Origin of the sequence: Polaribacter sp. (genome assembly GCF_039939415.1) — a bacterium.
Lineage (GTDB): Bacteria > Bacteroidota > Bacteroidia > Flavobacteriales > Flavobacteriaceae > Polaribacter.
The window spans coordinates 64,979-85,143 of record NZ_JBDVJE010000055.1; the positions used below are offsets into that span (position 1 = coordinate 64,979).

The 20,165-nt window shown below is 29.1% G+C and carries 19 protein-coding genes and 2 tRNA genes; 14 read left to right on the forward strand and 7 right to left on the reverse strand.

Going from position 1 to position 20,165, the window contains the following annotated elements; all coding sequences use genetic code 11:
• The first annotated feature begins 11 nt into the window (after positions 1–11).
• From pdxA to ABJG40_RS09455, 10 genes are all read left to right on the forward strand, one after another.
• On the forward strand, positions 12–1,046 hold the full coding sequence (pdxA, locus tag ABJG40_RS09410) for a 4-hydroxythreonine-4-phosphate dehydrogenase PdxA (RefSeq protein ID WP_348024338.1): 1,035 nt from the start codon (positions 12–14) through the stop codon (positions 1,044–1,046).
• A 71-nt stretch (positions 1,047–1,117) separates the two neighbouring features.
• Positions 1,118–1,654 (forward strand): DUF177 domain-containing protein, encoded by a 537-nt coding sequence (locus ABJG40_RS09415; RefSeq protein WP_348024339.1) that lies wholly within the window; start codon positions 1,118–1,120, stop codon positions 1,652–1,654.
• Between the two features lies 1 nt (position 1,655).
• Positions 1,656–1,850, forward strand: a complete 195-nt coding sequence (rpmF, locus tag ABJG40_RS09420; RefSeq protein ID WP_036826951.1) for a 50S ribosomal protein L32 — start codon at positions 1,656–1,658, stop codon at positions 1,848–1,850.
• Between the two features lie 153 nt (positions 1,851–2,003).
• Entirely contained in the window at positions 2,004–2,999 is a 996-nt protein-coding gene (locus ABJG40_RS09425) for a beta-ketoacyl-ACP synthase III (protein ID WP_348024340.1), read from the forward strand.
• Positions 3,000–3,024: 25 nt separating this feature from the next.
• On the forward strand, positions 3,025–3,504 hold the full coding sequence (gene accB / locus ABJG40_RS09430) for an acetyl-CoA carboxylase biotin carboxyl carrier protein (protein ID WP_348024341.1): 480 nt from the start codon (positions 3,025–3,027) through the stop codon (positions 3,502–3,504).
• An 85-nt stretch (positions 3,505–3,589) separates the two neighbouring features.
• Positions 3,590–4,927, forward strand: coding sequence for an acetyl-CoA carboxylase biotin carboxylase subunit (gene accC, locus ABJG40_RS09435; RefSeq protein ID WP_348024342.1), 1,338 nt, complete (start codon positions 3,590–3,592; stop codon positions 4,925–4,927).
• Positions 4,928–5,017: 90 nt separating this feature from the next.
• Positions 5,018–5,467, forward strand: coding sequence for an Lrp/AsnC ligand binding domain-containing protein (locus tag ABJG40_RS09440; RefSeq protein ID WP_348024343.1), 450 nt, complete (start codon positions 5,018–5,020; stop codon positions 5,465–5,467).
• Positions 5,468–5,591: 124 nt separating this feature from the next.
• A complete protein-coding gene (locus ABJG40_RS09445; RefSeq protein ID WP_348024344.1) occupies positions 5,592–6,002 on the forward strand; it encodes a response regulator in 411 nt (136 codons plus the stop codon).
• 29 nt (positions 6,003–6,031) lie between these two features.
• Positions 6,032–6,346 carry an Hpt domain-containing protein gene (locus tag ABJG40_RS09450; protein WP_348024345.1) on the forward strand — a complete coding sequence of 105 codons (315 nt, stop codon included), beginning with the start codon at positions 6,032–6,034 and terminating at the stop codon, positions 6,344–6,346.
• 18 nt (positions 6,347–6,364) lie between these two features.
• Positions 6,365–7,069 (forward strand): LytTR family DNA-binding domain-containing protein, encoded by a 705-nt coding sequence (locus ABJG40_RS09455; protein ID WP_348024346.1) that lies wholly within the window; start codon positions 6,365–6,367, stop codon positions 7,067–7,069.
• Between the two features lie 265 nt (positions 7,070–7,334).
• Here the strand turns inward: ABJG40_RS09455 and ABJG40_RS09460 are convergent.
• From ABJG40_RS09460 to fbp, 4 genes are all read right to left on the reverse strand, one after another.
• Positions 7,335–7,420 (reverse strand) — tRNA-Leu (locus ABJG40_RS09460).
• Between the two features lie 17 nt (positions 7,421–7,437).
• Positions 7,438–7,509, reverse strand: a tRNA-Gly gene (locus tag ABJG40_RS09465).
• Between the two features lie 430 nt (positions 7,510–7,939).
• Complete coding sequence (locus ABJG40_RS09470; RefSeq protein WP_348024347.1) at positions 7,940–8,548, reverse strand: superoxide dismutase; 609 nt, start codon at positions 8,546–8,548, stop codon at positions 7,940–7,942.
• 110 nt (positions 8,549–8,658) lie between these two features.
• Positions 8,659–9,669 (reverse strand): class 1 fructose-bisphosphatase, encoded by a 1,011-nt coding sequence (fbp, locus tag ABJG40_RS09475; protein ID WP_348024348.1) that lies wholly within the window; start codon positions 9,667–9,669, stop codon positions 8,659–8,661.
• A gap of 175 nt (positions 9,670–9,844) precedes the next feature.
• On the opposite strand from fbp, the gene ABJG40_RS09480 reads away from it, so the two are divergent.
• From ABJG40_RS09480 to ABJG40_RS09490, 3 genes are read left to right on the forward strand one after another with little or no spacing between them, the layout of a single operon-like run.
• Positions 9,845–10,324: a GNAT family N-acetyltransferase gene (locus tag ABJG40_RS09480; protein WP_348024349.1), complete on the forward strand. Its 480-nt coding sequence runs from the start codon at positions 9,845–9,847 to the stop codon at positions 10,322–10,324.
• 1 nt (position 10,325) lies between these two features.
• Positions 10,326–11,579, forward strand: coding sequence for an aspartate kinase (locus ABJG40_RS09485; RefSeq protein WP_348024350.1), 1,254 nt, complete (start codon positions 10,326–10,328; stop codon positions 11,577–11,579).
• 53 nt (positions 11,580–11,632) lie between these two features.
• Complete coding sequence (locus ABJG40_RS09490) at positions 11,633–13,441, forward strand: lysophospholipid acyltransferase family protein (RefSeq protein ID WP_348024351.1); 1,809 nt, start codon at positions 11,633–11,635, stop codon at positions 13,439–13,441.
• A gap of 21 nt (positions 13,442–13,462) precedes the next feature.
• Here ABJG40_RS09490 and ABJG40_RS09495 read toward each other — a convergent pair whose 3' ends face one another.
• Positions 13,463–13,897 (reverse strand): hypothetical protein, encoded by a 435-nt coding sequence (locus ABJG40_RS09495; protein ID WP_348024352.1) that lies wholly within the window; start codon positions 13,895–13,897, stop codon positions 13,463–13,465.
• Positions 13,898–13,966: 69 nt separating this feature from the next.
• Here ABJG40_RS09495 and prfA point away from each other — a divergent pair, with 69 nt between their 5' ends.
• A complete protein-coding gene (prfA, locus tag ABJG40_RS09500; RefSeq protein WP_348024353.1) occupies positions 13,967–15,043 on the forward strand; it encodes a peptide chain release factor 1 in 1,077 nt (358 codons plus the stop codon).
• Positions 15,044–15,580: 537 nt separating this feature from the next.
• Here the strand turns inward: prfA and ABJG40_RS09505 are convergent.
• Together ABJG40_RS09505 and glgB are read right to left on the reverse strand one after the other, a co-directional pair.
• Positions 15,581–17,986 carry a glycoside hydrolase family 31 protein gene (locus ABJG40_RS09505; RefSeq protein ID WP_348024354.1) on the reverse strand — a complete coding sequence of 802 codons (2,406 nt, stop codon included), beginning with the start codon at positions 17,984–17,986 and terminating at the stop codon, positions 15,581–15,583.
• A 270-nt stretch (positions 17,987–18,256) separates the two neighbouring features.
• On the reverse strand, positions 18,257–20,164 hold the full coding sequence (gene glgB, locus ABJG40_RS09510) for a 1,4-alpha-glucan branching protein GlgB (RefSeq protein WP_348024355.1): 1,908 nt from the start codon (positions 20,162–20,164) through the stop codon (positions 18,257–18,259).
• Position 20,165 lies beyond the last annotated feature (1 nt).

A 20,165-nucleotide genomic window follows, 5' to 3' on the forward strand; every position in this document is an offset into this window, starting at 1 on the left:
GCAGAGTAACTATGGATAAATCTGATAAAATTATAGTTGGTATTTCAATAGGAGATTTAAACGGAATAGGTATTGAGGTCATTTTAAAAACTTTTCAAGATAAAAGAATGTTAGATTTTTGTACACCAATTATTTTTGGGAGTACAAAAGTTGTTTCTTTTCATAAAAAAGCTTTAAAAATAGAAACTCCTGTACATGGAATAACTTCTTTAAATCAATTGAATCATAATAAGATTAATATCTTAAATATTTGGAAAGAAGAGGTTTCTATAGAATTAGGAAAAGCAACTAAAATTTCTGGTGAGTATGCAGCAAAATCTTTAGAAGCAGCGTTAACATTCTTAAAAGAAAAAAAGATTAATGTTTTATTAACTGCACCTATAAATAAAGAAACAATTCAATCAGAAGGTTTTAATTTTCCTGGACATACAGAGTATTTAGAAGCGAATCTAGAAGGGAAAAGTTTAATGATTTTAATGACTGATAAGTTAAGAATTGGTTTAATTACAGGGCATATCCCTATTTCTAAAGTTGCAGAATCTATAACTTCAGACTTAATTACAGAAAAAGTAGAAATAATGCATAGTTCTCTTGTTCAGGATTTTGGTATAAATAAGCCTAAAATTGCTGTTCTTTCTTTAAACCCACATTGTGGAGATAAAGGAGTTATAGGAGAAGAAGATGATGAAGTTATACAGCCAACAATAGAAGAAATAAGTAAAACAGGAAAATTAGTTTTTGGGCCATATGCAGCCGATGGTTTTTTTGGTTCTGAAACATATAAACAATTTGATGGTGTATTAGCAACCTATCATGATCAAGGATTAGCACCTTTTAAAGCATTGTCTTTTGGTAATGGTGTAAATTATACTGCAGGTTTAAGTGAAATTAGAACTTCTCCAGATCATGGAACCGGTTTTGATATAGCAGGTAAAAACATGGCAAACCCCTCTTCTTTTAAGGAAGCATTGTTTACTGCGATTCAAGTTTTTAAAACAAAAAAAGAATATAAAGAGCTCACAAAAAACACACTTTTAGTAAAGTAAAAAACTTTTTGCAGAAAAGATTGTAAAATAATAAATTTTTATATCTTTGCACGCTCAATTGATGTTTGGTAATGAAAGACTTAAAGAAATTCAACATACAGTTTGTAGGATTAAAAGAAGGAACTCATTTATTCGATTATGAAATTGATAATAAGTTCTTTGATGCATTTAATTATGATGAATTTAAAAGTTCGTCTATTAAAGTGTTATTAAACTTTATAAAGAAGAGTACGTTGTTCGAGTTAACTTTTACTGCAAATGGTTATGTAGAAGTACCTTGTGATTTAACAAACGAGCTTTATAAACAAGATGTTCATGCGGTTTTACCCTTAGTGGTAAACTTTGGACAAGAGTTTAATGATGAAAATGAGGAAATTTTAATTTTACCTCATGAAGCATACGAATTTAATGTTTCTCAATTTATTTATGAAATGATAGTTTTATCAGTTCCAAATAAAAGAGTTCATCCAAAAGTTCTAGATGGAACTATGGAATCTGAAGCATATAATAAGTTAAAAGAATTAGAGATAAAAGAAATAAAAACTGTTGAAGAAACAGACCCAAGGTGGGATAAATTAAAGAATTTAATAACAGAAAAAAAGACATAAAATGGCACATCCTAAAAGAAAAATATCTAAAACTAGAAGAGATAAAAGGAGAACACATTATAAAGCAGCTTCTCAACAAATAGCAACAGATCCTACAACAGGAGAAGCACATTTATATCACAGAGCTCACTGGCACGAAGGTAAATTATATTACAGAGGTCAGGTAGTTTTAGAGTCTGCAGCAGCAGAAGCATAGTAAAATTAAAGTTTACATGAAAAACCCTCATTTTTGAGGGTTTTTTTGCGTTTTTTAAGTAAAAGTCATCTCTTTTGATAATTTTTACTTAGAAATGTGTTATAAATTTCATTACTTTTGGTTTTCCTAACCAAGAGGAAAATAACTAAGATTATGACAAAAATTACTGCAGCAATTACAGCAGTTGGGAAATATGTTCCTGAATATGTTTTAACTAACAAAGAGTTAGAAACCCTAGTAGATACTAATGATGAGTGGATTACAAGTAGAACAGGTATCAAAGAAAGAAGAATATTAAAAGATAAAGGTTTAGGTACTTCATATATGGCAATAAAAGCAGCAGAAGAATTGTTGCAGAAATCTAAATTAAACCCAGAAGAAATAGATTTAGTTATTGTTGGTACTGCTACACCAGATTTACCAGTAGCGTCAACAGCAGCTTATGTAGCATCTGAAATTGGCGCAACAAATGCTTTTGGTTATGATTTACAGGCAGCCTGTTCTAGTTTTTTATATGGAATGTCTACTGCTGCAAGTTATATTGAATCAGGTAGGTATAAAAAAGTATTATTAATTGGAGCAGATAAAATGTCTTCTATTATAGATTATAAAGATAGAGCTACTTGTATTATTTTTGGTGATGGGGCAGGAGCTGCATTGTTTGAACCAAATACTGAAGGATTAGGCTTACAAGATGAATATTTAAGAAGTGATGGAATTGGTAGAGACTTTTTGAGAATTGAAGCTGGAGGGTCATTAATGCCAACTACACAAGAAACTTTAGATGGAAAAAAACATTTTGTATATCAAGAAGGAAAAACAGTATTTAAATACGCTGTTTCTAACATGGCAGGAGTTGCAGAAAAAATGTTAACCAGAAATAATCTAAAAGAAGAAGATATTCAATGGTTAGCAGCGCATCAAGCTAATAAAAGAATCATTGAAGCTACAGCAAAGAGAGTAGGTGTTTCATCAGAAAAAGTGATGATAAATATTCATAAATATGGTAATACCACATCTGCAACTTTGCCACTATTATTAGCAGATTATGAAAGTCAATTAAAAAAAGGAGATAATATAATTTTTGCCGCATTTGGTGGTGGTTTCACTTGGGGAGCTGCATATGTTAAATGGGCATATAATTCATAATAACAACAACTAAACAAATATGAGTATGGATATTAAAGAAATTCAAAATCTTATAAAATTTGTAGCTAAATCTGGTGCAAGCGAGGTAAAGTTAGAAATGGAAGATGTAAAAATTACTATTAGAACTGGCTCTAATAAAACAGAGACTACTATTGTGCAAGCTGCACCAATTGCAGGAATGCCTCAAGTTGCTGCTCCAATAGCACCACAACAGGTTACTTCTTTAGAAAATACTGCACCAAAAGCAGAAAGCAATGATGCTAAATTCATTACAGTAAAATCTCCTATTATTGGAACTTTTTACAGAAAACCATCACCAGATAAGCCAAACTTTGTAGAAGTAGGAACTGAAATAGCTGTAGGTGATGTTGTGTGCGTTATAGAAGCAATGAAATTATTTAACGAAATAGAATCTGAAGTTTCAGGTAAGATAGTTAAAGTTTTAGTAGACGATTCTTCTCCAGTTGAATTTGATCAGCCATTATTTTTAGTAGACCCATCATAGTTAGATTAGAAACAGTAAGATTAAAGTTGGTTAACATAACTTTTTTCTTCAATTTTAAATTAACCCATTAACTAATTCAACAAAGATGTTTAAAAAAATATTAATTGCCAATAGAGGTGAAATAGCATTACGTGTTATAAGAACCTGTAGAGAAATGGGCATTAAAACTGTAGCAGTTTACTCTAAAGCAGACGAAGAAAGTTTGCATGTTAGATTTGCAGACGAAGCAGTTTGTATTGGTCCAGCTCCAAGTTCAGAATCATATTTAAAGATGTCTAATATTATTGCTGCTGCAGAAATTACAAATGCAGATGCAATTCATCCTGGTTACGGATTCTTATCAGAAAATGCTAAATTTTCTAGATTATGTGAAGAGCATAATATTAAATTTATAGGCGCAACTGGTGATATGATTGACCAAATGGGAGATAAAGCAAATGCAAAATCTACTATGATTGCAGCAGGTGTACCTTGTGTACCTGGAAGTGAAGGTGTAATTGAAGATTTTGAAAATTGTAAAAAAGTAGCACTTGAAACTGGTTACCCAGTAATGTTAAAAGCTTCTGCTGGAGGTGGAGGTAAAGGTATGCGTGCAATTTGGAAAGAGGAAGATTTAAAAGATGCTTGGGATTCTGCAAGACAAGAATCTAAAGCTGCCTTTGGTAATGATGATATGTATATGGAAAAGCTTATTGAAGAGCCAAGACATATAGAGATTCAAGTTATTGGAGATTCTTTTGGTAAAGCATGTCATTTATCAGAAAGAGACTGTTCTGTTCAACGTCGTCATCAAAAATTAACAGAAGAAACTCCTTCTCCTTTTATGACAGATGATTTAAGAAATAGAATGGGAGATGCAGCAGTAAAAGCTTCTGAATTTATAAAATACGAAGGTGCTGGTACTGTAGAGTTTTTGGTAGATAAGCACAGAAACTTCTATTTTATGGAAATGAATACTCGTATTCAAGTAGAACATCCTATAACAGAAGAAGTAGTTAACTACGATTTAATTAGAGAACAAATTTTAGTTGCAGCAGGAGTTCCTATTTCTGGAAAAAACTATTATCCTCAAATGCATTCTATAGAATGTAGAATTAATGCAGAAGATCCTCATAATAATTTTAGACCAGCTCCTGGTAAAATTACAACTTTTCATGCTCCTGGTGGGCATGGAGTAAGAATTGATACCCATGTTTATGCAGGTTATATGATTCCGCCAAATTACGATTCTATGATTGCTAAATTAATTACTACTGCCCAAACAAGGGAAGAAGCAATTAATAAAATGAAACGAGCATTAGATGAATTTGTAATCGAAGGAATTAAAACCACCATTCCTTTTCATAGACAATTAATGGATCATCAAGATTATATTTCAGGAAACTATACAACTAAGTTTATGGAAGATTTTGAAATGAAATAAAATTATAAATTTTAGTTACAATTTGATTTAAAAATAGAGAATACGATATGTATTCTCTATTTTTTTTATCTTTATAGTAAAGAATATAATATGAAGATTGACGGAATTGATAAAAAAATTATTAGAAGTTTAATAAAAGATGCTAGAACTCCAATTTTAAGTATAGCTAGAGATGTAGGTATTTCTGGAGCTGCAATTCATCAAAGGTTAAGAAAATTAGAAAAATCAGATTTGATAGATGGATATCAAATGATGATAAACTCAAAATCTTTAGGTTATACAACTACTGCCTTTATAGGTCTGCATTTAGAAACATCTGCAGTTTTAACTTCTGTTATTAAAAGGTTAAAAGAAATTCCAGAAATTGTAGAATGTCACTATACAACAGGAAGTTTTACTCTTTTTGTAAAAGTACTATGTAAAGATGAGATGTCTTTATTATTGCTTTTAGACAGAAAAATAAAATTAATTAAAGGAGTTCTTAAACTAGAAACTTTTTGTTCGCTAAATCAATATATTAAAAGACAAATACTTGTATAATTAATAATTAAACAACTTATTTTAACCATCTAACGAGTTTTTTAAACGAATAATCTAACAAATATTATTATCACCTTTAATTATATCATTTTTACAATGTATAAATTGTAAAAATTTTAAAAAAATGAAATCCCTCTCTATTTTATTAATTGATGATGATGTAATTGAAAGAATGAAATTTAAAAAAGTTTGTAAAGATATCAGTTTTCCATGTTCAATTATAGAGGCAGTAAATGGAGAGCAAGCGCTAAATTTTTTATATAAAATTGAAAACACTTTTAATATTATTATTTTAGATTTACATATGCCAAAAATGAATGGTCTAGAACTTTTAAAAGAGTTGAAGACTAAAATTGAATTTAAAAATATCCCTATCATAATTATGTCTAATTCAGAAGACTATAGTGAGTTGAAAGAATGTTATGATTATGGTATATCAGGGTATTTTACAAAACCGGCTCAATACTCTAAATATTCTAAAAAAGTTAAATCATTATTAAAATATTGGAAACGAAATGAACTTATCAATAATTAATTCTATTTTTACTCTTTAGTATTACATAAATGGAATTACCAAATATTAATTTTATTAAAGAACTTTCTGGAGGTGATTTAGCTTTTGAAGAAAGTATTTTATCGGTTTTAAAAAAAGAATTTCCAGAAGAGTGTACTCTTTTTCATAATAATTTTAATAACAAGAATTATCAAAAAGCGGCATTAGATGTTCATAAAATAAAACACAAAGTAAGTATATTGGGTTTTAAGAAAGGATTAGAACTAGCTTCTAACTTTGAAACAGACCTTAAAAATTCAGACATAAAATTATATCCTGATTTTGTAAAAATCCTAAATAAAATTCATGTATATTTAGAAGCCTAAAGAGAGCCTTTAAATATTATGAATAGTATTATCATTGACGACGATTCAACTGCCAGACTAATTATTAATCAGTTATGCAAGCTTTCTAAACAAGTTGTTGTAAAAGAAGAGTTTGGTTCTGCAATTGATGCTATAAAATACCTTAATTCTAATACAGTAGATTTAATCTTCTTAGATATACATATGCCTACTTTTTCTGGCTTCGATTTTATTCAAACTCTTAAATCTCCTCCAAAAATTATTTTAACTACTTCTGATAAAAATTTTGCATTGCAAGCTTTTGAGTATGAATGTGTAGTTGATTATTTGGTAAAACCTATTACAAAAGAAAGGTTTGATAAATCATTACATAAGTTATCTCATTTAGAAGATGTAAAAGTTTCTTCGAATGAAGAAGTTTTAAATAAAAACACTAAGTTTATTTATGTTAGTGTAGATAGAAGATTGGTTAGAATTAATATACCAGAAATTTATTTTGTTGAAGCAAAAGGTGATTATATTAGTATAAAAACCGAAAAGAAAAATTATATTGTACACTCTACCTTAAAAAAAATAGAAGATAAATTACCATCTTCATTATTTCTTAGAATCCATAGATCATTTATAATTAATACTTCTCAAATTATAGATATTGAAGATAATTCTGTTTTAATAAAAAAGAGTGTTATTCCTATTAGTAGATCTAATAAGAGTGAATTAATGAAAAGGTTAAATTTACTTTAATACATTTATCGATTTTAGAGCGTCATTAATCTATCTATTACACCCATCAAACGAAAACTTTAATTTACATCCTAATATCACATTACATTTGTAGTGTAATTATGTTAATACGTAGTTTAGGGTTTAATTGAAATAAGCAATCATAAGTTGGGGGATTTATAGATTGATAAAAAAAGAGCTGATTTATCAGCTCTTTTTTTTATGTCTTTTTTTAAAATTTTTTAAACACAAAAAAACCGTAACAAATAAATGTTACGGTTTTTAGTACTGAAGATGGGACTTGAACCCATACGAGCATTACTGCTCACTGGATTTTAAGTCCAGCGTGTCTACCAATTCCACCACTTCAGCATTGGTATATTTTTTAGAGCGAAAGACGGGATTTGAACCCGCGACCTCCACCTTGGCAAGGTGATGCTCTACCCCTGAGCTACTTTCGCAGTCATTGTATTTTATAGAACTTGGTATTTACCCTCCTAAATTTCTTAAGAGCGGTGCAAATATAATATGTTTTATGGTTCTAGCAAATGTTTTTTTGTTTTTTTTTTTAGATAAAAAAAACACTTGCTAGCTGTACTAGTTTTTACTTTTTGATAATCAGTATTTTACTTTTTTTTAAGTAAATATTTTTTTAAACTCTATAGCTAATAATCTATTTTTTAGAATAAAAGAATTAGAGGTATTGTGTTAAGATATTACTCAGACACCTTTAAAAGTGTTTTCTCTATCGATTTTAGCACATAAATAATCTAATATTGTAGTTATTAACAATAAGTGAAGTGAATCGTAAAATAAAAGAAGTGTATTAAAAAATAAGCAAAAAAAAACATCCTAGTTTTAGGATGTTTTTTTATTACGTTTTTATGGAAACTATTTAGCTTCTGCATATCTTTTTTCAACTTCATTCCAATTAATTACATTAAAGAAAGCATCAATATAGTCTGGTCTTCTGTTTTGGTAATTTAAGTAATATGCATGTTCCCAAACATCTAATCCTAAAATAGGAGTACCTTCACAAGTAACACCAGGCATTAAAGGATTGTCTTGGTTTGGTGTAGAACAAACTTCTACTTTTCCTCCTGGTAAAACACATAACCAAGCCCAACCAGAACCAAATTGTGTTGCTGCTGCTTTAGAAAAAGCTTCAATAAAAGCCTCTTTAGAACCAAAAGCAGCCTCAATAGCATCTTTTAATTCTCCAGATAAATATCCTCTTCCTTCTGGGTTCATTACTGTCCAAAATAATGAGTGGTTGTAAAATCCTCCTCCATTATTTCTAACTGCACCATTACTCATATCTAAATTAGTAAGAATATCTTCAATAGATTTTCCTTCTAAGTCAGTACCTGCAATTGCAGCATTTAATTTTGTTGTATATCCATTATGATGTTTACCATGATGAATTTCCATAGTTCTTGCATCAATGTTTGGTTCTAACGCATCATAAGCGTATCCTAATTCTGGTAATTCAAAAGCCATTATTATATTTTTTTAAGTTAGTGTATTATTTACAATTGTAAAATTAACTATAAATAGATATTTTTACAAGGAGAATATGTTTTGAAAATTTATAGAAGTATAAAGAAGATTTATTCTCCGTATTTTTGCATAAACTCTTCCAATTCTTCAACCATATTTATACTACCGCAAATAAATGGAACTCTTTGGTGTAATTCTGTTGGTTCTACATCCATAGTTCTAGTATACCCATCTGATGATTTACCATTTGCTTGTTCTGCAATAAAAGCCATAGGATTGCATTCATACAATAAACGTAACTTTCCATTAGGATTTCTAGATCCTTTAGGGTACATATAAATTCCTCCTTTAATCATATTTCTATGAAAATCAGAAACCAAAGAACCAATATATCTACTTGTATAAGGTCTGTCTCCTTCTTCTTCCTGACAGTATTTAATGTATTTTTTTACACCTAAAGGGAAATCAAAATAATTTCCTTCATTTACAGAATAAATACTTCCATCTTCTGGAAATTCCATTTTAGGGTGAGATAAGTAAAAAGAACCAATTGCAGGGTTTAGTGTAAAACCGTTAACACCATCTCCAGTTGTGTAAACTAACATTGTAGAAGTACCATAAACTACATAACCAGCAGCAACTTGTTCACTACCTTTTTGTAAAAAATCTTCTAATTGTACAGGGTTTCCAACAGGTGTTACTCTTCTGTAAATAGAAAAAATAGTTCCAACAGAAACATTTACATCAATGTTAGAAGACCCATCTAAAGGATCTATTAAAACAACATATTTATTTTGGTGATTTTCATCAATACTATTAATTGTTATAAAACTATCTTCTTCTTCACTGGCAATACCACAAACAATATTTCTCTTTGTTAAAGTTTGAATAAACTTATCATTAGCATAAACATCTAATTTTTGCTGATCTTCACCTTGAATATTTGTGTCCCCAAATGCCCCAATAATATCTACTAAACCAGCTTTATTAACTTCGTGGTTAACTACTTTTGCAGCTAATCTAATAGAGTTTAATAGGCTTGATAATTCTCCTGAACTATATTTAAAAGCATGTTGATTTTCAATAATAAATTCTCCTAAAGTTTGGTTTTTTCCAATCATATTTTGGTAATATTATTTGTTTTAAACAAATATCTAAACTTTTTTAAGTAACTACAACGTTTTAGTTAGTTATTTTTGAATAAAAAAAATTAAACAAAAGAGAAATAACTGTTCAAAATATTCAATTATTTTTGGTCGAAACCAAAAGAACTATCTTTGATTAAAATTTATAATTATGGATTTTATTGTACGACAAGGTGAAAAAAAAGATATGCAATCTGTATTAGATTTAATTACAGAATTGGCAGTTTTTGAAAAAGAACCTAACGCTGTAGAAATTACGGTAGAAGACTTATTAATAGATGGTTTTTCTGAAAACCCACAGTTTAAAATTTTTGTAGCAGAACAACAAAACAAGATTATTGGTATTGCTTTGTTTTATGAACGTTATTCAACTTGGAAAGGAAAAACAATTCATTTAGAAGATTTAATTGTTACAAAACAAAAGCAAAAAATAGGAGCAGGTAAAGCATTGTATACAGCCGTTTTAAAATATGCTTTTGATAATAATTATAAAAGAGTTGCTTGGGAGGTGATTGATTGGAATACAAATGCTGTAGAATTTTATAAAAGTACAGGAGCCACTTATTTAAATGATTGGTCTGTTGTGCAAATGAACAAAGAAAATTTAGCAAAATTTATTCAAAACAGTTAAAATGAAGATTTTTAAATTTGGAGGAGCATCTGTAAAAGATGCCACAAGTGTAAAGAATATTACTCAAATTTTACAAAGTGAAGGAACAGAAAATACAGTAGTTGTAATTTCTGCAATGGGTAAAATAACAAATGCTTTCGAAGAAGTAATAGACGCATATTATAACAAAACAGATGAATTATCAGAAAAACTAGGAATTGTTGAAGATTTTCATAAAAATTTAATGAATGATTTGTTTGACAAGAATGATGATATTTATAAAGAAATTGATATTCTTTTAGGTGAATTAAGCTGGTTTTTGGCAAGAAATACATCACAGAGATATAATTACGTTTATGATCAAATTATTAGTTTTGGAGAACTTTTGTCAACCAAAATTGTTAGTGCATATTTAACTAAGATAGGAGTTGAAAATAATTGGTTTGATGTTAGAAATTACATAAAAACAGATAGCAATTATAGAGATGCTAAAGTTGATTGGGAACTAACTCAAAGTATAATTAGTAAAAAGTTAGATGCTTCTAAATTAAATATAACTCAAGGTTTTATTGCAGCAAATGACACTGAGAACACAACCACTTTAGGTAGAGAAGGTTCTGATTATACAGCAGGTATTTTTGCGTATTGTTTGGATGCAGAAAATGTAACAATCTGGAAAGATGTTCCAGGTGTTTTAAATGCAGATCCAAGAGTATTTACAGATACAACTTTGTTAGAGCAAATTTCTTATGAAGAAGCAATAGAAATGGCTTTTTATGGTGCTTCAGTAATTCATCCTAAAACACTACAACCATTAGAAAGAAAAGAAATTCCTTTATTAGTGCGTTCTTTTGTAAACCCAAAAGAAACAGGAACTAAAGTTTCTAAAGGAACAAGATTAGTACCGTATATACCTTGCTTTATTGTAAAGAAAAATCAAATTTTAGTTTCTATTTCTGCGCTAGATTTCTCTTTTATGGTAGAAAATAATATTAGTCATATCTTTCAGAAATTACATGATTATCAATTAAAAGTAAACCTAATTCAAAACTCTGCAATTAGTTTTTCTGTTTGTATAGACAATAAATTTAACAAGTTTGATGCTTTTTATGAAGAGTTAAAAACACAATTTAAAATTGATGTTCAAAAAGGAGTAGATTTATATACGGTTCGTCATTTTGATGATGCAGCAATTAAAAGTATTGAAACTAAAGGAGAATCTCTATTAACTCAAGTAAATAAAGAAACAATTCAGATTGTTTTAGCAACAAATTAATATTTGCATAGTTGTTTTTTTAGTATGTTTGTAGTTCGCTTTAACAATAACGAATGGCATTAGTAACATCTAAAGAAATAGCACAAGCAACTGGTTTACAGAAACTTGGTTTTTTAGGAACTTTTATTGGTTGGATTTTATTAAAAATACTTCGTATTTCTGAGGTTAATAAAATCTATGATCATAATAAAAACAAGACTGGTTTAGATTTTTTAAACGGTGTTTTATATGATTGTGATATTAAATTTGAAATTCCAGAAGAAGATTTAAAAAGAATTCCAAAAGATGGCGCTTTTATAACCATTTCTAATCATCCTTTAGGAGGAATAGATGGTATTTTGTTGTTAAAACTGCTAATGGAAAAAAGAGCAGATTATAAAATTATTGCTAATTTTTTACTGCACAGAATAGAACCTCTTAAGCCTTATGTAATGCCCGTAAATCCTTTTGAAGATAGAAAGGATGTAAAATCGAGTGTTGCAGGAGTTAAAAATGCATTATTACATTTAAGAGAAGGATATCCTTTAGGGATTTTTCCTGCAGGAGAAGTATCTACCTATAAGGATGGTAAGTTAAATGTTGATAAACCTTGGGAAGAAGGTGCTGTAAAGCTAATTAAAAAAGCAAATGTGCCTGTAATACCTATTTATTTTCATGCAAAAAATAGTCGTCTTTTCTACATTTTAGCTAAAATATCCGATACTTTAAGAACTGCAAAATTACCTTCTGAATTAATGTCTCAAAGAGGAAAAGTAATTAAAGTTAGAATAGGAAAACCAATTTCTGTAAAAGATCAAAATGAGTTTAAAGAAATTCCTGCATTTTATGAGTTTATTCGAAAGAAAACCTACATGTTAGCAAATCCTTTTGAAAAAGCACATAAATTAATTTCTACCCAAAATATAAAAATACCCAAAAAACCAGCTAAAAAAATAACAGCCCAAAGAAATACAGATTTATTTATTAAAGAAGTAGAAACTTTAAGAAATGGAAATGGAAGGTTGTTAGAAAGTAAAAATTATGAAGTTTTTTTTGCAAATGCAAAAGAGATTCCTAACTTATTACATGAAATAGGCAGACTAAGAGAAATTACTTTTAGAGATGTTGGAGAGGGTACAAATAAAGCAATAGATCTAGATAAATACGATAAATATTATTACCATATGTTTTTATGGGATAGACAGGCAAATTGTTTGGCAGGAGCTTATAGAATGGGTCTTGGAAAAGAAATTTATAAACAACATGGTATTAATGGGTTTTACGTTCAAACATTATTTAGAATAGAACCAGAATTACATCAAATGATGGCAAATACCATAGAAATGGGTAGGGCTTTTATAATTGGTGAGTATCAACAAAAACCAATGCCTCTTTTTTTACTCTGGAAAGGAATAGTGCATGTTACCTTACGTTATCCTGAGCATAAATATTTAATGGGAGGTGTTTCTATTAGTAATCAATTTTCTGAGTTTTCAAAATCTTTAATGATTGAGTTTATGAAATCTCATTATTACGATCCATATATTGCCCAATATATTTATCCAAAGAAAGAATATAAGGTAAAATTAAAAGATGGGGATAAAGATTTTGTGTTCGATGCTACTAAAGCAGACATGCAAAAGTTTGATAAAATTATTGATGAAATTGAGCCAGGAGCATTAAGAATACCCGTTTTAATAAAAAAATATGTAAAACAAAATGCACGTTTAGTAGCGTTTAATGTAGATCCTAAATTTAATAATGCTGTAGATGGTTTAATGTATATTAAAGTATCAGATTTACCAGAAAGTACAGTAAAACCTGTTATGGAAGAATTTCAAACAGAATTAGAACGTAAAGCAACAGAATTACAGAATAAGTAGTTAAGTGTAATTTAAAATCAATTATAATTCTCTTTCAAATATAAACTCAATTTTAAATTTATTTGCAGAAACAATTGCTTTTAATAGGTCGTTTTCTAAATAATATTTTATTTTTTTAGGAAACTTATTTTGTAGGTTTTCACAAATAAAAGAAGTGTCTGTTTGTTTTGTAAATTTAAAGTATGTTGGGGTTTTATTTACGTTTTCTACTTTTAAAGTAAGCGTGTCTTTAATATTAATAATACTTAAAATTTCTTTAAAAGTAGTGTCTTTTTCTTTTAGTGTATAGCCAATACCTTTTAATTCTGAATTCCATTTCTCAAATGTAGAACTCCCTTTTTTATCGTTAACACGAATCCAATTACCTATTAAAAAAATTGGCTTCTTAATTTCTGTTTTTTTATCTGCACAAGAGATTATCAATAACAAACAACAAGTAAATAAGAGTAATTTCATAAAAGTAGTTAGCTTTCATCAAATATACCTATAAAAATTGTAAATTCGCAATCCAAGAAAAGACAGAAGATGTTAGATAAATTAAGAATTGTAAAGCAACGTTATGATGAGGTTTCTGATTTAATTATTCAGCCAGAAATTATTATGGATCAGAAGCGTTATGCGCAATTAATGAAAGAATACAAAGATTTAGGAGATGTTGTAAAAAGAGGAGATGAATATCAAACTTTATTAAACAATATTGAAGAAGCAAAAGAAATTCTTGCAGATGGTTCTGATGCAGAAATGAATGAAATGGCTAAAATGGAAATTGAAGAAGCCAATACAAGAATTCCGCAATTAGAAGAAGAAATAAAATTCTTATTAATACCCAAAGATCCAGAAGATTCTAAGAATGCTGTTGTAGAATTAAGAGCAGGAGCAGGAGGAGATGAAGCAAGTATTTTTGCTGGAGATTTATTTAGAATGTATACTAAATATTGTGAAAGTAAAGGTTGGAAAGTTTCTACTGTAGATTATTCTGAAGGAACAAATGGTGGGTTTAAAGAAATTCAGTTTGAAGTTACTGGTAATGATGTTTACGGTATTTTAAAATTTGAAGCTGGTGTTCATCGAGTACAAAGAGTTCCTCAAACAGAAACACAAGGACGTGTGCATACATCTGCAGCCACATGTATGGTTTTTCCGGAAGCAGAAGAATTTGATGTTGAAATTAACCCAAAAGATGTAAGAATAGATTTTTTCTGCTCTTCAGGTCCTGGAGGTCAGTCTGTAAATACTACATATTCGGCAGTTCGTTTAACGCATATTCCAACAGGATTAGTAGCTCAATGTCAAGATCAAAAATCTCAGCATAAAAATAAAGAGAAAGCTTTTAAAGTATTACGTTCTCGTTTATATGATATGGAGTTGGCTAAGAAAAATGCAGAAGATGCTTTAAAACGTGGTTCTATGGTTTCTTCTGGAGATAGAAGTGCTAAAATTAGAACATATAATTACCCTCAAGGAAGGGTTACAGATCATAGAATAGGATTAACTCTTTATGATTTATCTAATATCGTTAATGGAGATATTCAGAAAATTATAGACGAATTAATGTTGGCAGAAAATACAGAAAAACTTAAAGAATTAGGAGACGGTTTTTAGTGTTTTTTTAATTCGATATTTTATACTACCTCAAAACATTGTTTTGAGGTTTTTTTATTTTAAATATTAAAGTAGATAGCATAAAAAAACGATTAAAGATTAGGGGGTCTATTAATCGTTTTTTACTATTATACATTTGAAGATAACTTCAAAGATAAATCATAATTCTTGGGGATAAGAAAATAATTACATTACAAATATATATTAGTTTTTTGTTTACTACAATACCCATTTCTGGGGTTTTTTTTCCTTCACTGAAAACAGTGAGATTTCTCACTGTTTTCAGTGAAGAAAAAAAGTATAGTTATTTAACATTAAGGTATAAAAAAAGCGATTAATGTTTAGGGGACAGTTAATCGCTTTTTGTGTTAAACAAAGATTTTAAGAAAGTTTAAACATAGTAGTTATGTTGTGGTAAAACTTCTTATACTACAAATATATTGTAGTTTTAACTTATTTACAATACCCATTTATGGGGTTTTTTTTCACTCACTGTTTTCCGTTAGTTTTATCACGGAAAACAGTGAGTGAGAAATATTATTTTCCTGATAAATGTAGTTCTGTAAATTCTTTATCTATAAGTATAGATTGAGTATCTCCATTTTGAACATCACTTAAAGATATTTCAACATTATCTATTTGTATAGATGTAATAGTAAAAGGAAGGTTGTGTAAAATAATCTTAAATTTAGAATATTTTGCATTAAAATCTCCTGTTTTATGCTGTTGTAAAATTAGTTCTTGTTTTTTACCTGTTAATTTAAAAGTACGTAAACTAAATCTTCCTTTTTTATAATCATATCCATCATGTGCATCATCATATAATTTAGAAACTTCTTTACCTTTTTTATAATATAGATCTAAAGTAATTTCGTCAAACTTCTTCTCTCCAACATATTGTTGTACAGGATATTTAGGTATTATAGCTCCTTCTTTAATAAAAATTGGCATGCTATCTATATCTGCATCTACCCACATTTCTTTACCTCCTTCAACAACATCATCTGTCCAGAAATTATACCATTTACCTCTAGGAATATACATTCTTCTTCCTTTAGCGTTTGGTTCTTGTATTGGGCAAACTAAAATTTGTTCTCCATAAATAAATTCATCACTTCTGTAATGTGTTCCATGATCTTCTTGATCGTATAAAACTAAAGATTTTAAAATTGGAGTACCATCATTAATATGTTTCCAGAAAGCAGTATATAAATATGGTAAAAGTTGATATCTAATTTCAACAAATTTTCTTACAATATCTGTTATTTCATCACCAAAAACCCAAGGTTCTTGATCTCCATGATCTCCTGAAGAATGAACTCTACAGAAAACATGGAAAATTCCTAATTGAATCCAACGTGCGAATAATTCACCTTGTGGTTGTTCTGCAAATCCACCAATATCACTTCCTGCAAAAGAAAAACCAGACATTGCCATTCTTTGAGCTTGGTTATTAGCTATAGCTAAATGTTCCCAAGTTGCAACATTGTCTCCCATCCAAGTAGAAGTATATCTTTGTGCTCCAGAATATGCAGATCTTGTAATAACAAAAGGTCTTTTTGGATATGCATATTTTTTTAAACCATGATAAGTGGCACGTGCCATTTGTGTACCGTAAATATTATGTGCTTTTCTATGAGAACATGGGTTTCCATCATAATCATGACGTACATCGTCTGGAAAAGATTTATTTGGCACATCCATTACTGCAGGCTCATTCATATCATTCCAAACACCTTTAACACCTATATCTTCTATTAATTCTTGGAATAATCCAGACCACCATTCTCTTACTTCTGGTTTCGTATAATCTGGAAAATAACATTCTCCGGGCCAAACTTTACCTTTCATATAAGGACCATCTGCTCGCTTACAGAAATAATCTTTATCTAACGCTTCTTTAAAAACATCATATTCTAAATCAATTTTAATACCTGGATCTATAATAACAACGGTTTTAAAACCATCATCTTCTAATTCTTTTACCATTCTTTTTGGATCTGGAAAATAGTTTTTATCCCAAGTAAAACAACGAAAACCATCCATGTAATCAATATCTAAATAAATAGCATCACAAGGAATTTTTAAATCTCTAAAAGTATTGGTTACTTCTTTAACATTTGATTCTGGATAATAACTCCATTTACATTGATGAAAACCTAATGCCCATAAAGGAGGTAATGCATGAGGTTTACCTGTTAAATCTGTATAGTTAGCAACTACATCTTCCATTTTTGGTCCGTAGATGAAATAATAGTTCATTTCTCCTCCTTGTGCCCAAAAACTTGTTACATTTCTTCTTTCGTGAGCAAAATCAAAAGAAGTTTTAAATGTATTATCAAAGAAAACACCATACGATTTGTTATTTTGAATAGCAGTGTAAAAAGGTATTGCTTTGTATATTGGGTCTGTGTTTTTACCGAAAGCGTAAGAATCTGTTGCCCAGTTTTCGAAACGTTTCCCTTTTAGGTTTACTTCTACAGGTTTATCACCTAAGCCGTAAAAACTTTCTGCTTTCTGACAGATTTTACTCATCTTTACGATATCTCCTCCATGTTCGTAACATTCTTCCCAATGAAAACCAATTTCATCTTCATTAATAAGTTTTAGATCTACAGCGTCAAATAAACTTACTTGTAAGCTTTGTTTTTCTACTTTACAAATTAATTTAGATGTTGTAATAATGTAATATTTTTCATCTTCTGTAACTTCTAAAAAGTTATAACCTCTAGAAGCGTGAATTGTAACACCGTATGAAAAGTCTTTATCAAATTTTCCGGTAGTAGCGTACCTAAACCTAATTACACTATCTCTTACTACTGTTAGTTGAAGAACTACATTGTTTTTTGTTGTAAAATATAAAGTGTCTACGTCTTTTTTGTAGCTCACTATTTCTGTTGGAAATAAATTTCCTTTTTGTTCTAATTCTGTATTAACAATCATAATTATTGTTGTTTATTTTGACATGTAAAAATCGTAAAAGTTTATATAAAAAATAATTATAATTCCCTTTTTTAATGATAACGTTTTAGTCTATTTTATTAACAAAAATATTGCTTATTTATTTAAAAATTAGCGTAATAAGAAATCATTTTAAAATTTTGAAAAGAATTTTTAAACTCATAATAATGTTTTGTTATTTTGAGAAGTATAAAAAAATAATCCCTCTTTTTTATTAAAATATTACAATTTATACAAAAGAAGGATTTTTTTTTATTTGTACTTGAAGACTAACATTCCTAATGGAGGTAAGTTTAATTCTATTGAATTTTCTCTACCATTCCATTCAATATTTGAAGATTTTAACTTTAAATTTTTATAGTTGCCAGTTCCAGTATATTTTTTGACATCACTATTAAATAGTTGTTTTAGAGTTCCTTTTTTGGGTAATCCAATTCTATATTTTTCTCGAGGAACAGGAGTTAAATTTAAAATGACAATAACATTTTCTTTTTCATCATTACCTTTTCTTATATAAGTCATTACAGAATTTTGATGATCTCCATGATCTATCCATTCAAAACCTTCATGAGAAAATTGTTTTTGATGTAAGGCTGGTTCTTTTTTATATAATTTATTTAAATCTTTTACTAAAGTTTGAGTTCCTTTATGTACGTCATAGTTTAATAAATGCCAATCTAAACTTTTTTGAAAATTCCATTCACTAGTTTGTCCAAATTCTCCACCTTGAAAAAGAAGTTTTGTACCTGGATGCGTATACATAAAACTATAGAGTAAACGTAAATTTCCAAATTTTTGCCATTCATCACCAGGCATTTTATCTACGATTGCTTTTTTACCATAAACTACTTCATCATGAGACAATGGCAGCATAAAGTTTTCTGTAAAGGCATAATTTAAACTAAACGTTAAATCATTTTGATGATGTTTTCTATATATGGGTTCTTTAGAAAAATATTCTAAAGTATCATGCATCCATCCCATCATCCATTTCATACCAAACCCTAAACCTCCATCATAAATTGGTCTAGATACTTTTGGGAATGAGGTAGATTCTTCTGCAATTGTTTGTACATCTGGAAAAGATTTATAAACAGCAATATTCATTTCTTTAATAAAATCAATAGCTTCTAAATATTCATTACCTCCAAACATATTTGGTTCCCATTGCCCATCTTCTCTAGAATAATCTAAAAATAACATGGATGCTACAGCATCTACTCTTAATCCATCCGCATGATATTGATCTAACCAAAAAATTGCATTACTGATTAAAAATGCTTTTATTTCATTTCTTCCGTAGTTAAATATTAAACTTTTCCAATCTTGATGATATCCTTTTCTGCTGTCTGGGTGTTCATAAAGATGAGATCCATCAAAATAACCTAATCCATGATCGTCTGAAGGAAAGTGAGAAGGAACCCAATCTAATAAGACTCCAATTCCTTTTTCATGAAATTTATCTACTAAATATTTAAATTCATCTGGATATCCAAAACGAGAAGTAGGCGCAAAATATCCCGTTAATTGATAACCCCAACTAGGATCATATGGGTATTCCATAATTGGCATAAATTCTACATGAGTAAAATTCATTTCATCAACATAATCTACCAATTCATCTGCTAACTCTCTATAACTTAAAAATCTGTCTTCTTCAACATGTTTTTTCCAAGAACCTAAATGAACTTCATAAACAGAAAAAGGTGCATCAAGTGCATTGTTTTTCTTTCTGTTTTTCATCCATTTTTTATCTTGCCAAGCATAATCATCTTCCCAAACTTCTGAAGCCGTTTTTGGAGGGTGTTCACATCTTCTTGCAAAAGGATCTGCTTTTTCTGTGATAACATTGTTGTTAGAGTTTTCTATTTTATACTTATAGATATTACCTTTACCAATATTAGGAATAAATCCTTCCCAAATACCACTACCGTCCCAACGAACATTTAATTGATGGTCTTTTTCTTGCCAATAATTAAAATCGCCTATTACAGCAACAGATTTTGCGCTTGGAGCCCAAACTGCAAAATAAGTGCCTTCTATACCATTTACAGTTGTAATATGTGACCCAAATTTTTCGTACAAACGATAATGTTTCCCAGATTGAAAAAGGCTGATATCAAACTCTGAAAATAAACTATGAGCTATAACTTTTGACATT

Excerpts from the sequence above, each read along its gene's own strand:
- pdxA (WP_348024338.1), top strand. The coding sequence starts at position 12 with ATGGATAAATCTGATAAAATTATAGTTGGTATTTCAATAGGAGATTTA.
- ABJG40_RS09415 (WP_348024339.1), top strand. The coding sequence starts at position 1,118 with ATGAAAGACTTAAAGAAATTCAACATACAGTTTGTAGGATTAAAAGAA.
- rpmF (WP_036826951.1), top strand. The coding sequence starts at position 1,656 with ATGGCACATCCTAAAAGAAAAATATCTAAAACTAGAAGAGATAAAAGG.
- ABJG40_RS09425 (WP_348024340.1), top strand. The coding sequence starts at position 2,004 with ATGACAAAAATTACTGCAGCAATTACAGCAGTTGGGAAATATGTTCCT.
- accB (WP_348024341.1), top strand. The coding sequence starts at position 3,025 with ATGGATATTAAAGAAATTCAAAATCTTATAAAATTTGTAGCTAAATCT.
- accC (WP_348024342.1), top strand. The coding sequence starts at position 3,590 with ATGTTTAAAAAAATATTAATTGCCAATAGAGGTGAAATAGCATTACGT.
- ABJG40_RS09440 (WP_348024343.1), top strand. The coding sequence starts at position 5,018 with ATGAAGATTGACGGAATTGATAAAAAAATTATTAGAAGTTTAATAAAA.
- ABJG40_RS09445 (WP_348024344.1), top strand. The coding sequence starts at position 5,592 with ATGAAATCCCTCTCTATTTTATTAATTGATGATGATGTAATTGAAAGA.
- ABJG40_RS09450 (WP_348024345.1), top strand. The coding sequence starts at position 6,032 with ATGGAATTACCAAATATTAATTTTATTAAAGAACTTTCTGGAGGTGAT.
- ABJG40_RS09455 (WP_348024346.1), top strand. The coding sequence starts at position 6,365 with ATGAATAGTATTATCATTGACGACGATTCAACTGCCAGACTAATTATT.
- ABJG40_RS09470 (WP_348024347.1), bottom strand. The coding sequence starts at position 8,548 with ATGGCTTTTGAATTACCAGAATTAGGATACGCTTATGATGCGTTAGAA.
- fbp (WP_348024348.1), bottom strand. The coding sequence starts at position 9,669 with ATGATTGGAAAAAACCAAACTTTAGGAGAATTTATTATTGAAAATCAA.
- ABJG40_RS09480 (WP_348024349.1), top strand. The coding sequence starts at position 9,845 with ATGGATTTTATTGTACGACAAGGTGAAAAAAAAGATATGCAATCTGTA.
- ABJG40_RS09485 (WP_348024350.1), top strand. The coding sequence starts at position 10,326 with ATGAAGATTTTTAAATTTGGAGGAGCATCTGTAAAAGATGCCACAAGT.
- ABJG40_RS09490 (WP_348024351.1), top strand. The coding sequence starts at position 11,633 with ATGGCATTAGTAACATCTAAAGAAATAGCACAAGCAACTGGTTTACAG.
- ABJG40_RS09495 (WP_348024352.1), bottom strand. The coding sequence starts at position 13,897 with ATGAAATTACTCTTATTTACTTGTTGTTTGTTATTGATAATCTCTTGT.
- prfA (WP_348024353.1), top strand. The coding sequence starts at position 13,967 with ATGTTAGATAAATTAAGAATTGTAAAGCAACGTTATGATGAGGTTTCT.
- ABJG40_RS09505 (WP_348024354.1), bottom strand. The coding sequence starts at position 17,986 with ATGATTGTTAATACAGAATTAGAACAAAAAGGAAATTTATTTCCAACA.
- glgB (WP_348024355.1), bottom strand. The coding sequence starts at position 20,164 with ATGTCAAAAGTTATAGCTCATAGTTTATTTTCAGAGTTTGATATCAGC.